11 protein-coding genes are annotated in these 12,654 nt (G+C 62.0%); 8 read left to right on the top strand and 3 right to left on the bottom strand.

Annotation, left to right across the window (positions count from 1 at the left end):
* Nucleotides 1–117: 117 nt before the first annotated feature.
* Nucleotides 118–837 (bottom strand): aspartate/glutamate racemase family protein, encoded by a 720-nt coding sequence (locus FHX03_RS21450; RefSeq protein ID WP_097629333.1) that lies wholly within the window; start codon nucleotides 835–837, stop codon nucleotides 118–120.
* Between the two features lie 155 nt (nucleotides 838–992).
* On the opposite strand from FHX03_RS21450, the gene FHX03_RS21445 reads away from it, so the two are divergent.
* From FHX03_RS21445 to FHX03_RS21425, 5 genes are all read left to right on the top strand, one after another.
* Entirely contained in the window at nucleotides 993–1,457 is a 465-nt protein-coding gene (locus FHX03_RS21445) for an Lrp/AsnC family transcriptional regulator (protein ID WP_097629334.1), read from the top strand.
* 27 nt (nucleotides 1,458–1,484) lie between these two features.
* Complete coding sequence (locus tag FHX03_RS21440; protein ID WP_183855347.1) at nucleotides 1,485–2,042, top strand: PH domain-containing protein; 558 nt, start codon at nucleotides 1,485–1,487, stop codon at nucleotides 2,040–2,042.
* A gap of 126 nt (nucleotides 2,043–2,168) precedes the next feature.
* Nucleotides 2,169–2,684, top strand: a complete 516-nt coding sequence (locus tag FHX03_RS21435) for a BA14K family protein (protein WP_183779605.1) — start codon at nucleotides 2,169–2,171, stop codon at nucleotides 2,682–2,684.
* Between the two features lie 282 nt (nucleotides 2,685–2,966).
* Nucleotides 2,967–4,232, top strand: a complete 1,266-nt coding sequence (locus FHX03_RS21430; protein ID WP_097629385.1) for an NAD(P)/FAD-dependent oxidoreductase — start codon at nucleotides 2,967–2,969, stop codon at nucleotides 4,230–4,232.
* Between the two features lie 308 nt (nucleotides 4,233–4,540).
* Entirely contained in the window at nucleotides 4,541–6,496 is a 1,956-nt protein-coding gene (locus FHX03_RS21425; protein ID WP_097629337.1) for an elongation factor G, read from the top strand.
* Nucleotides 6,497–6,614: 118 nt separating this feature from the next.
* On the opposite strand, the gene FHX03_RS21420 is transcribed toward FHX03_RS21425, so the two are convergent.
* Nucleotides 6,615–7,661, bottom strand: a complete 1,047-nt coding sequence (locus FHX03_RS21420) for an NAD(P)-dependent alcohol dehydrogenase (RefSeq protein ID WP_097629338.1) — start codon at nucleotides 7,659–7,661, stop codon at nucleotides 6,615–6,617.
* A 218-nt stretch (nucleotides 7,662–7,879) separates the two neighbouring features.
* On the opposite strand from FHX03_RS21420, the gene FHX03_RS21415 reads away from it, so the two are divergent.
* From FHX03_RS21415 to FHX03_RS21405, 3 genes are all read left to right on the top strand, one after another.
* Nucleotides 7,880–8,788 carry an AraC family transcriptional regulator gene (locus tag FHX03_RS21415; protein WP_097629339.1) on the top strand — a complete coding sequence of 303 codons (909 nt, stop codon included), beginning with the start codon at nucleotides 7,880–7,882 and terminating at the stop codon, nucleotides 8,786–8,788.
* Between the two features lie 99 nt (nucleotides 8,789–8,887).
* Entirely contained in the window at nucleotides 8,888–9,943 is a 1,056-nt protein-coding gene (locus FHX03_RS21410; protein ID WP_097629340.1) for a glycosyltransferase family 2 protein, read from the top strand.
* A complete protein-coding gene (locus FHX03_RS21405) occupies nucleotides 9,943–11,625 on the top strand; it encodes a hypothetical protein (protein WP_097629341.1) in 1,683 nt (560 codons plus the stop codon). Before FHX03_RS21410 ends, FHX03_RS21405 begins: the two co-directional genes overlap by 1 nt.
* Here the strand turns inward: FHX03_RS21405 and FHX03_RS21400 are convergent.
* Nucleotides 11,620–12,624, bottom strand: a complete 1,005-nt coding sequence (locus tag FHX03_RS21400; protein ID WP_097629342.1) for a sugar-binding transcriptional regulator — start codon at nucleotides 12,622–12,624, stop codon at nucleotides 11,620–11,622. The two genes, FHX03_RS21405 and FHX03_RS21400, sit on opposite strands and share 6 nt — an antisense overlap.
* Between the last annotated feature and the right edge of the window lie 30 nt (nucleotides 12,625–12,654).

Below are 12,654 nucleotides of genomic sequence, written 5' to 3'. Positions count from 1 at the left end.
CACAAGGTCGAGGATGACGGCGCGTAAGTAAGCTAGGCTCGTCGATGAGACCGAGGCCTTCAAACGAAGACATTCGTTATATATTTAGTGGACTGAGTCAACTAAACTGTAGCGTACTCACGCAGCTTCTTCCGTTTCCGCTTCGTCGTCGCCGAGAGCGAAATCCACCGCCGCATGGGCATGGATCGACGTGGTGTCGAAGCCCGGGAGCGGCAGGCGGGTGGGATCAAGGATCAGGCAGATCTCGGTGCAGCCGAGGATGATGCTGTCGGCGCCGTGCTCTGCGGCGCGGTCGATGATATCGATCAGTTTTTCGCGCGAACTGTCGTGCACCCTGCCGGCGCAAAGCTCGTTGAAAATGATGTCGTGCACAGTGGTGCGGTCGGCGGCGTCGGGCACCATGATATCGAGACCGAGGCTCTTCATCCGGTCGGTATAGAATCCGTGCTCCATCGTGTAGCGGGTGGCAAGCAGCAGCGGACGCTTACGGCCGGCCGCATGCAGCGATTTCGCCGTCTCGTCGATGATGTGGATCAGCGGCGCGGAGATCTTGCCGGCGACCTCATCGGCAATCAGGTGCATGGTGTTGGTGCAGATGAGGATACAGCCGGCGCCCGCGGCCTCAAGACGCGCTGCCACCTCGCCGAGGCGGCGAGCTGCGCCAGCCCAGTCGCCTGCCTTCTGGAGTGCGACGATCTCCTCGAAATTGACCGAATGCAGAATGAGCTCGGCCGAGGCAAGGCCGCCTTTGCGGGCGCGCACCATCTCGTTGACGAGCCGATAATAGACCGCCGAACTTTCGAAACTCATGCCGCCGATCAGGCCGATCGTTTTCATCTCTTCATGCTCCCATGCTGCGAGTTTTGAAAATGATGCCGCAATGCTCGCGCGGTGTGTTTGCGTTGTTTGTCTTCCATATCAAATATCTGCTATGGTTTTGCGCAGTTTTTAAAAACCGTGCAAAAATCGGGCGGAGGATTTCCTTAAGGCACATGCTTGATGATCGTGACAGACGCATTCTCGACACGCTGCAGAAAGATGCAGGCATATCCGTGACCGATCTGGCCGAATACGTGGCGCTATCGGTCTCGGCCTGCTCGCGCCGCATTCAGCGGCTGGAGGAAAGCGGCCATATCCTTCGGCGCATCATCGTGCTCGACCGGGAAAGGATGGGCGTGCCGACGACGGTCTTCGCGCTCGTCAAGACGGCACACCATTCCGACGAATGGACGGAAACCTTCCGCAGGATCATCAGCGACATCCCCGAGATCGTCGAAGCGCACCGGCTGACCGGCAACCACGATTACATCCTGAAGATCGTGCTGCCGCGCGTCGAGCATTACGATGTCATTTATAAGCAGATCGTGCGCAAGCTGGAACTCTTCGACGTCTCGGCGTCGATCTCGATGGAGGAGTTGAAACAGGGAATGGCGATACCCGTGGGCTATGCCCGATAAAACGGCATTTTGAGAGGCTGCGATAATATGAGCAACAGCGATATTCATAGCTATTTTCTGCCAGGCGAAAAACTTCTTTGGTCGGGGCGTCCAGCACAGGGATTTCGTCTGACAATGTGGGATTTCGCCCTCGTTCCCTTCTCTCTTTTTTGGGGCGGCTTCGCTCTCTTTTGGGAGACCAGCGTATTGACCACGCCGGGAACGCCGGTTTTCATGCGCCTATGGGGTATCCCGTTCGTTCTGATAGGCCTTTACCTGATCGCGGCACGCTTTGTCGTCGATGCGGTCGTGCGGGCGCGTACCGAATACGCCCTGACCGACCGGCGCGTCATCATTCGCAGAAGCGGTCTCCTTCCGAATTTCTCTGCCACCCAACTCGACCTGCTGCCGTCGATCAATCTCGAAGAGGGCAGTTTCGGTAGGGGGACGATCACATTCGGCACGTCTTCTTTTCAGCGATACAAAACGGCAGGCGTCTGGACGCCCAGCCTGTCAAGAGACCCTCAGCTTCTGGGAATCGACAGCGTGCGGCAAGTTTTTAATCTTCTGGAAAAAGCACGGCTCGATTGCATGAAAAGCCGATAGTTCTCCGCGCCATCGATGGCGATTAATCTGCCTCGATACGGAACGTTTTTCGACATATTGCGTTCACCTTTGGTTCAGGAGGAGGGGAAGCTATGCCTCCTCTTGGAGGAGTAGAGGAGAACAGTCATGAGAAAGCTAACCATTTCAGCGTTATGCTTGATCATAGGTATGCCCGGCGTACCGGCGCAGGCGTTTCCGGCTATCACCGCACCCAGGATCGAACCTCAGCAGCCGACAGAGTATGTGCAATGGCATGGCGGCCATGGCCACGGGGGTGGCGGCCATCACGGTGGTTACCATCACAGTCATGGATCGGGTTGGGGCTGGGCCTTGGGCGGTCTGGCCGTCGGTACGATCATAGGCGGCGCATTGTCCCAGCCCTATTACGGCTCGTATTATGGCTCACCCTACGGCGGCTATTACGGTACGCCTTACCGCTATTATGGTTCGCCCTATCGCTACTATGGCTCGCCTTACCGCTATTATGGCCGGCCGTACCGCGCCTATGCATCTTCTGCCTATTATGGAGGAGGCGGAAGCCACGAGGCTTGGTGCTATTCGCGCTATCGTTCGTACAGGGCGTTCGACAATACGTTCCAGCCCTATCACGGACCCCGTCGCCAGTGCGTCGGTCCCTATTGATCGGCGCGTTACGCATCTGCGCCGTGAACTGCTTCGAGGCGACCCCCGTATTGCGACCCGGCGACACGGCATGCCTGTGTTGAACCGCGGCTGACGCTCGGGCTGGGTGGTTACGACTCGGCCCGAGTTCGGCTCCCATGAGCTTTCCCACAGGAAAAGCCGATAATCATCGAACCCTCTCCACTGCCGGCGGCGCAGGGCAGGCATGCCGAAACGGCAGTTGCAACATTCGCGGCAAAAGCCACATTGGTTTCGAGCGAAATGGCGCAAAAGGGGCAGGTCATGAGCGATCATCATGTCGTCGTTGTCGGCGGCGGTTTCGGCGGGCTGCAACTCGTCAACGGGTTGAAGGGGGCGGGTGTGAAGGTCACGCTCGTTGACCGGCGCAATCATCATCTTTTCCAGCCGCTGCTCTATCAGGTGGCGACCACCATCCTTTCCACCTCGGAGATCGCCTGGCCGATCCGCCGCCTCTATGCCGACCGGCCCGATGTGACTGTGCTCCTCGGCGAGGTCACCGGCGTCGACAGCGGCGCCAGGACGGTGTCGCTGCGCAACGGCATAACTCTGGGTTACGATACGCTGGTGCTGGCGACCGGGGCGACGCATGCCTATTTCGGTCGTGACGAATGGGAACCGGTGGCGCCCGGCCTGAAGACGCTGGAGGATGCGACGACGATCCGCCGGCGCGTGCTGCTTGCCTTTGAGAAGGCGGAGATGGAGCGCGATCCCGCCGCGCGCGACGCGCTTCTTACCTTCACCATCGTCGGTGCCGGGCCGACCGGCGTCGAGCTTGCCGGCATTATCGCCGAGCTCGCGCATTTCACGCTGCCGAAGGAATTCCGCAACATCGATACGCGCAAGACCCGCGTCGTGCTGGTCGAGGCGGGCCCGCGGGTGCTGCCGACCTTCGCCGAGGAGCTTTCGGCTTATGCTCAGACGGCGCTGGAAAAACTCGGCGTCGAGATTCATCTCGGTAGGCCGGTGACCGACTGCAACGCCGACGGCGTGAAGATCGGCGAGACCTTCGTCGCCAGCCGGACGATCGTCTGGGCGGCTGGCGTCACCGCCTCGCCGGCGGCCCGCTGGCTCGGTGTGCCGGCCGACCGGGCGGGGCGCGTCGTCGTCGAGAAGGATCTGAGCGCGCCTGGCCTGCCCGATGTCTTCGTCATCGGCGACACCGCTTCCGTCATGCGCGGGGACGGCAAACCGGTGCCGGGCATCGCGCCGGCGGCCAAGCAGCAGGGCGGCTATGTCGCCAAGGTCATCCGCGCCCGCCTGTCGGGAAAATCGGCGCCAGCGCCTTTTCGCTACCGGCATCAGGGCAGCCTTGCGACGATCGGCCAGAGTGCGGCGATTATCGATTTCGGCCGTATCAAGCTGAAGGGATGGATCGCCTGGTGGATCTGGGGCCTTGCCCACATCTACTTCCTGATCGGCACCCGCTCGCGCTTCTCCGTCGCCTGGAGTTGGCTGTGGATCTATCTCAGCGGCCAGCACAGCGCCCGGCTGATCACCCAGCGGGAGACGATGCGGGAGGAGGGGTAGCCTCTAGCTTCGAGTCGAGCCGGTGGACAGCAAGGGGGTGCCACACGGTAAACCCTCTCCTCCGTCATTCCTGTGCTCGTCACAGGAAAGGGTGGGTGGCGAAGGCCCGCACCGGATTTCTACCGAACGGTGGCTGAGGCAATACTCCCACGCTTGACTCATCTCCCCACACCGCCTTAGCATCCCGCCCGCGTCCCCCAACCACCACCTGGGGTGTCGCATCCAGCCGTATCAACGGATAGAGGTTCCAATGCGCCGAGTCACTTCTCACGAAAATCACGTCCGAATTTCTGAGAAGTTGGTGGTTCATGCGCACTTTGAATCTGGGCATCCTCGCCCATGTGGATGCAGGCAAGACTAGTCTTACCGAAAGACTGCTTTTTGACGCCGGCGTCATCGACAAGCTTGGCAGCGTCGATACCGGTAATACACAGACTGATACCCTCGAACTCGAGCGACAGCGCGGCATCACGATCAGGGCCGCGGTGGTGTCGTTTGCGATCGGCGACAGGGTCGTCAATCTGATCGACACGCCCGGCCACCCCGATTTCATCGCCGAGGTCGAGCGGGTGCTTGGATTGCTGGATGCGGCGGTCGTCGTCGTTTCGGCGGTCGAAGGCGTACAGGCGCAGACGCGTGTGCTGGTGCGGGCGCTGCGGCGGCTCGGCGTTCCCTTCGTCTTCTTCATCAACAAGGTCGATCGTCTCGGCGCGCGGTACGGGGATGTGACGGAGGCCCTTGCCGCGCAACTGGCGGTGCGTCCCATCGCCATGTCCTCCGTCATCGATGCCGGCAGCAAGCTTGCCCGGGTGGAGGCTCTGGCGCCGGGAGACGAGCCGCTTTTTTCAGCGCTCTGCGAGGCGCTCGGTGAGAACGACCAGGCGCTGCTCGACGACTATGTGCTCGTCCCAGAACGACTGACCACGGAAAGGCTCGGGCGCAGTCTGGCCGATCAGGTGGCAATGGGCTTGGTGCATCCCGTTTTCGCAGGAGCGGCCATGACCGGCGCCGGCGTGCCGGCGCTAAGCTCGGCCATCGCGACGCTGTTGCCCGAGCGGCGGCTTGATCCGGACGGGCCGGTCGCTGGCAAGATCTTCAAGATCGAGCGCGGCTGGGGCGGCGAAAAGCTCGCCTATCTCTACCTGACTTCGGGGACCCTGCGGCTGCGGCAATATCTGGATCTGCCGGGGGGAGAGGAACGGGTGACTGCAATCCATGTGTTCGAGGCCGGCCGCAGCCATGGCGCCGCGAGCTTCTGCGCCGGCCAGATCGCCCGCGTCAGCGGCCTTGCCGGTGCCCAGATCGGTGATGCGGTGGGCCGCAATCCGGCCTCGGGCGGGCGGGCTTACTTTGCCCCGCCGACGCTCGAAACGCGCGTGCTTGCCCGGCGGCCCTCGGACAGCGCGGCGATTTGGCTGGCGCTGAACCAGATGGCCGAGCAGGATCCGCTGATCAATTTGCGCAGGGCCGAGGAGACGAATGAAGTCTTCGTGTCGCTTTATGGCGAGGTGCAGAAGGAAGTGATCCAATCGACGCTGCTGACGGATTTCGGCCTCGAGGCGGGTTTCGAGGAAAGCACGGTCATCCTGGTCGAAAGACCCGTCGGCAGCGGGGCCGGCCTGCAGATACTCTTCAAGGAGCCAAATCCGTTTCTCGCCACCATCGGCCTGCGCGTCGAGCCGCGTCCTGCCGGCGCAGGCAACAGCTTCGCGCTCGAGGTGGAGGTCGGCCAGATGCCCGTCGCCTTTTACCGGGCGGTCGAGGAAACCGTGTTCGAGACGCTGAAGCAGGGCATTTTCGGCTGGCAGGTCATCGATTGCCATGTGGCGATGACGGCGGCCCGGCACAGTTCGCCCGCAAGCACTGCCGCCGATTTCCGGCAATTGACGCCCTGGGTGCTGGCAACGGCGCTCTCGGCTGCGCAAACGGCCGTCTGCGAGCCTTTCGACCGCTTTCACCTGGAAGCGCCTGTCGAGAGCTTGAGCAGCGTGCTGACTCTGCTGGCGAAGTCCGCTGCGGCGACGTCGCATTCCGTGATCGCCGATGGCGTGGCGCGGCTCGAAGGCATTCTCGCGTCTCAGATGGTTCAAAGCGTCCAGCAGCAATTGCCGGGCCTGACGAGCGGGGCAGGGACGATGGAAACCGCTTTCGATCACTACGCCCCGATGGCCGGGCCACCGCGCCTGCGCCGGCGTTCGGGGCCCGATCCGTTCAACCCGGTCGAATATCTGCTGCAGCTGCAGTCCGCGAGAGCCTCCTGCTGAGATGCGCAGGCCGAAGGCCGGAGCCTGGAAGCACGGGGCGGTCACTCCGATATGGCGGCTAGGAGGATGCCGGCCCATCAATAAAAAGGCGGCCCCCGAAGGAGCCGCCTTTCATTCCTCAAGCCGACAGCGAGGCAATATCGATGACGAAGCGGTAGCGGACGTCGCTCTTGACGACCCGCTCATAGGCTTCGTTGATATTCTGGATGTCGATCTTCTCGATCTCGGAGACGATGTTGTGCTTGCCGCAGAAGTCGAGCATTTCCTGGGTTTCTTTGATCGAGCCGATCATCGAGCCCGCCAGGCTCTTGCGCCCGCCGATGACCGAGAAGGCGTGCACCGGTACCGGGTGTTCGGGAACGCCGACCAGAACCATCGTGCCGTCAGACTTCAGCAGGTTGAGATAGGCGTTCCAGTCGATTGTGGTGCCGACCGTGTTGATGATCAGGTCGAAGGTGCCGGCGAGCTTGGTGAAAGTCTCTGCGTCGCTCGTTGCATAATAGTCCTTGGCGCCGAGCTTGAGGCCGTCTTCCTTCTTCGACAGAGATTGGGAGAGCACGGTGATGTCGGCGCCCATGGCAGCACCGATCTTCACACCCATATGGCCGAGACCGCCCATGCCGACGATCGCGATCTTCTTGCCGGGACCGGCTTTCCAATGCGCGAGCGGCGAATAAAGCGTGATACCGGCGCAAAGCAGCGGGGCGCCGGTATCGAGCGGAATATTGTCGGGGAAGCGCAGCACATAACCTTCCTTGACGACGATCGTGTCGGAGTAGCCGCCGAAGGTCGGGGTCGCGCCGTCGGCTTCATAGCCGTTATAGGTCGGGACGAGGCCCGGCATGTAGTGCTCGTAATCCAGGTCACGCGTGGCGCAGCCCACGCAGGAATCGACGAAGCAGCCGACGCCGACGCGGTCGCCGACCTTGAATTTCGTGACCTTGGAGCCGACGGCGGAAACGACGCCGGCGACCTCGTGGCCCGGTACCATCGGGAAAATGGAATTGCCCCACTCGTTGCGGGCCTGGTGAATGTCGGAGTGGCAGACGCCGCAATATTGAACTGCGATAACGACGTCGCCATCATTGGGTTCGCGGCGCTCGAAGGTGAAGGGGGTCAGCGGTTGCGACGCGTCGGTTGCGGCATAGCCTTTTGCGATAGCCATCTGAAGCTTCCTTTTGGGGTTGGGAGGGGTTGAGCGGGATGGCAGACTATTGCCCGGATGTTAGCGAGGGCGTTAGAGCGATCCTCTCAGCTTCTTGCACGATCCTGCAAAAGTCGGGCACCCGCCTGTTTGCGAAATGGCAAAGACACTCTAGATAAGGGCGGTATCGCCCGCGCCAGACAGCTGACAGTCAGACAGCTGACAGAGAGAGTTGCAGCATGACTTTGCCCTTCAGCCCCTATCAGGAGATCGTCGATATCGCGATGCGCTTTGCGCCTCACGACGGTGAGTTCTCCACTTCAATCGGCAATCTTCATGTCAGCCGCCGGTCCAAGCCCAGCGATCCCTTGCACAGCAGCTACCGGCCCTGTTTTGCCTTCGTGCTACAGGGAGCCAAGAGCCTTCAGCTCGGCACGGAACAGATCAGCTACGGGACGGGGGATTATCTGCTGACCTCGCTCGACCTGCCCGTCGCCTGGCGGGTCACGGAGGCAAGCCCCGAGGTTCCGCATCTCTGCCTGGGGCTGGCAATCGATTCCGAAAAGCTTTTGGAGCTGCTCAGCCGCATCGATATTCCGCGTCCGGCCGCCCATACCGACGGGCAGCGCGGCATGGTGGTGAACGTGGCGCCGCCGGAACTGATGGATGCCGCCGTCCGCCTGCTGCGCTTGCTCGATCGTCCAGGCGACATTCCCGCCATGGCGCCACTGATCGAGCAGGAAATCCTCTACCGGGTGCTGACCGGGCCGCATGGCGCCCGGCTGATCAACATCGCCACGTCAGACAGCCACAGCAACAGGATCGCGCGCGCCGTCGCCTGGCTGAAGGAGAATTTCGCGCGGCCGCTGCGCATCGAAGACCTTGCCGACCGCGTCAACATGAGCGTCTCGTCCTTCCATCATCACTTCAAATCGGTCACGGCGATGACGCCGGTGCAGTATCAAAAGCAGCTTCGCCTGCATGAAGCACGCCGGCTGATGTTCGTCGAGCGGCTCGACGCCGGCACCGCCGGCCACCGCGTCGGCTATCAGAGCCCGTCGCAGTTCAGCCGCGAATACAGCCGCCTTTATGGAGCCTCGCCCGCCCGCGATGTCGATGGCGGGCGCGAGATCATGGCGGCGGAATAGTATTCAAGGACCTTCGGCGGCCGCCATCCGGTCATTAAAGGATGTTTGACGTTTCCGGGCTAGGCTGGCGCGATCAATCAAGCAGGCACCGCCGTCCGCATGACGCAAGCACCGTCTCTTTCCATCGTCGCGCCTTGTCACAACGAGGAGGAGGGGCTGCGCGAGTTCTGCCGCCGCGCTGCCGCCGCGGCGCAGAGCGTTGCCGGCGACAGCTTTGAGCTCATCCTCGTCGATGACGGCTCGTCCGACGGCACCTGGGAGATCATCTCGGATCTGGCGGCGAAGCTGCCGCAGGTGCTCGGCGTTCGTCTCCTGCGCAATCACGGCCACCAACTGGCCTCGACGGCCGGCCTTTCCGCGTCGCGGGGCGAGCGCGTACTTTTGATCGACGCCGACCTGCAGGACCCGCCCGAGCTGCTTTTGATGATGATGCCGATCATGGAGCGCGGCGCCGATGTCGTTTACGGCCAGCGCACGCGCCGCGAGGGCGAAAGCTGGTTCAAACTCGCCACCGCTTCGCTGTTCTATCGCACGCTCTCCAGGCTCGCTTCCGTGACCATCCCGCGCGATACCGGAGATTTCCGGCTGATGCGCCGGCGCGTCGTCGATATACTGCTGGCGATGCCGGAGCGCGACCGTTTCATCCGCGGCATGGTCAGCTGGATCGGCGGCAGGCAGGTGGCGCTGCCCTATGAGCGCGACGCCCGTTTTGCCGGCACGACGAAGTATCCGCTGCGCAAGATGATCAATTTCGCGCTCGATGCGATCACCAGCTTTTCGACGACGCCGCTGCGCATCGCCACATGGCTCGGCATGATCAGCGCCAGCGTCGCGATGGCGCTGCTCGTCTATACCTTTATTCGCTGGCTGCAGGGCGAGACGGTCACCGGCTGGTCGTCCATCATGGCCGCCGTCAGCGCCTTCAGCGCCATCCAGCTGATCTGCATCGGCATCATCGGTGAATATCTCGGCCGTCTCGTGCAGGAGAGCAAGCGGCGGCCGATGTTCATGATCGAGACGATCCTTCGCGGCAACGAACATGCCGAGCTGCCGACCGCTTTTTCCGAGATGGGCGCCGGCGACAAACGCGCAGCATTGGATGCGGCCTTTGCACCAGGCGAAGCGCGCTCGAAAAAGAACAGCCGGACCGGATGATGGACCGGATTGCTGCACCTGTTCATGCGGCTGCCGGGCCTGAGGATTTGACCGCCCGGCAGGATTCCACGGTCGCGATCATTGCTTTCGTGGTCCTCACCGCGGTCCTGGTGACACTGTTCCGCTTTCCGCCGGTTCTCGACTACGCAAATCACTACGCCCGTATCTGGCTTCTTTCGGGTGGGATCGGCGAACGGCCGTTTCCTGAGATCTATGCGATCGATTGGAACCGCACCTTCACCAATGTCGGGATCGATCTTCTGGCGATCTCGGTAGGACCGCTGGTCGGCGCCGATAGGTTGGCGCGGACTTTGCTTTTCCTGGCGATCGTGCTGCCGCCGCTTGGCGCGATCAGCCTGCACCGGGCGCTTTTCGGCGGCCGGCACTACTGGCAGATCGCCATGCTGTCGCTTGGCTGGTGCGCCACGATGATCGGCGGCTTCATCAACTTCCAGATCGGCCTCGGCATGGCCTTGTTCTTCGCCTGCGCCGACCTGCGGCTGCAGCGCCGAAATCCGGTTCTGCTTTTTGCCTGGCGACTTGCCGCCGCGCTGCTGCTGACTGTGATGCACATCTTCTCACTCGGCTTCTATATGGCGATCGTCTGCGGTCTCGAATTTTCCTGGCGTTTCGACATCGTGCGATCGAAGGCGGGGCTGATGAGGCTCGCCGGCCGTTTGGCGCTGGCGATCGGCGCCTGCGTCCTCCCGCCGCTCGCGCTCTATCTTCGCACGACCGCTTTGCCGAACGCCGGCGGCGATGGCCTTGGCCTTGTCTGGAACGATGGCGTCATCCTGATCGTCATGAACCTGTTTTCCGCCATCACCACCTATGTCCCGGCGGTGGATGTCCTGCTGATTCTGCCGCTGATCCTCATCTGCACGCGCGCCGTTCGCGCAGGCGACATCCGTATGCATGCGGGCCTTGCCGTCGCGGCCTGCGGGTTGCTGCTTCTTTCCTGTGTCGCACCGCTCCACATGCTCAACACCGGATGGATCAGCTGGCGCTTTCCGATCATGACGGCGCTTGTCGCCATGGCGATGGTGTGCCCCTTCGCCAATCTCACGCGCCGGCAGGCGCTGTTGCTGGCGCTTGTCGTCAATCTCGCGGTTTTCGGCCGGACCGGCTGGATCGGTTGGAACTGGTGGCTGGCGCAGAGGGACGTCAATGCCGTCGAGACCGTGTTGAAAAAGGTGCCGGCCGGCGCGGCTGTTCTGCCTCTAGGGCACGAACCCGAGATGGTCGGCGACATCGCCCATTCCAACCGGCATTTTGCCTGGGGACTGGACACCTTCCGGCATTTGCCGACGCTTGCCGTACCCTTCTCGCATGCCTTCGTGCCGACGTTGTTCACCGCCAAAGGCAAGCAGCCGCTCACTGTTCTGCCGCCTTGGTCGGAGATCGCGGTTCCCGAGGGCGATCTCGTGTCGATCGGCGTGCTTTCATGCCCTGACATGATGCAGGAATATAGAGACTATGCGCCTTATCTCTCGGACTGGCGCAGGCGTTTCGATTTCATCCTCGTCGCCAATGCGGATATGCCCGACCGGTATGTCGGCACCGCGATGCCGGCCGGCCTGACGCTGATCGAGGATGCCGGCTTCGCCAAGCTCTACGCAATCGACAAGGCGGCACCGGCAGAGCCTCTCTCTGTTCCCGCCGGTTGCCCCACGGCTCTATGAACCGCTGCGCGCCCGGAGATCGAGCGCAAGCTGTCGTGCTTGCCGGGCCGTCTCTTCATCGCAGATCAGCACGTTGCCCAGACCCGACAGCAGCACAGCAGCAATAGCCTGCGCCTTGTTCAGGCCGCCAGACGCGAAGATGACGTTCGGAATGGCGCGCAGGGCTTCGAGCTCGGGAGCGATCGCGCATCTGTTTATCGCATGTTCGATCGGGCGCCCGGTTTTGTCGACGAACTGGCCGAGCACATCTCCACAGGCGCCGGCTGCGACGAGCTCCTCGATATTGATGCTGCTCGGCAGGCCGTAGCGCATTAGCAGCGAGCGTTCGGTCATGTCGCCGATGCTGAGCACGATGACGTCATTGGCCTCGATCTGCCGAAAGGCCGTCTCGAAGACATCCTGCCTGATAATCGCCGTGCGCGACTCCGGCGTGCCGGCATAGATCGGCGCAGCAAGATAGGAACATTCCGCGTTAAGCTGCCGAGCAAGATCGCTCGCAATGTCGAAAGTATTGATTTCGATGCCGTGGGTCAGCCCGCCCATGACCGAATTGACACAAATATCAGGGCGTCTCAGCGATGGCATATGACGCACCATTTCGCGGAGCGTCGCTCCCCAACCGACGCCGACGCCGCGGATGTTGCCGCCGTTCAGCAATTGCACGAGATAATCGGCTGCCGCCTGGCCGAGCAGAACAGGGATAAGATCCGCATCTTCAGGTGTCGGTACAATGATCGCGCGATTGAGAGAGAATTCCATGGCCAGCTGCTGTTCCAGGGCGACACAGGAGGTCAGCCGGGAATTGAGGGTGATCGTCACCAGGCCCGACCGGCGCGCCTCGGCGATGATCTTGTTGACGCGAAGCCGGTTGGTCGAAAGCGCTTCTGCAATCTCACCCTGGGTGCGTCCCTCCATGTAATAGAGCCAGACCACGCGCACCTGCATCTGCTCGTCGGGGAGCGCCATCGGTTGGAAAGAAGCACCTCTGTTCTGTGACATGCAATAATCTGCGCCTCCAATTCGATGGCC

The organism is Rhizobium sp. BK456 (assembly GCF_014194045.1).
Classification (GTDB): Bacteria; Pseudomonadota; Alphaproteobacteria; order Rhizobiales; family Rhizobiaceae; genus Rhizobium; species Rhizobium redzepovicii.
Note: the sequence above shows the minus strand (reverse complement) of the source record. Positions and strands in the feature narration are given on the sequence as shown.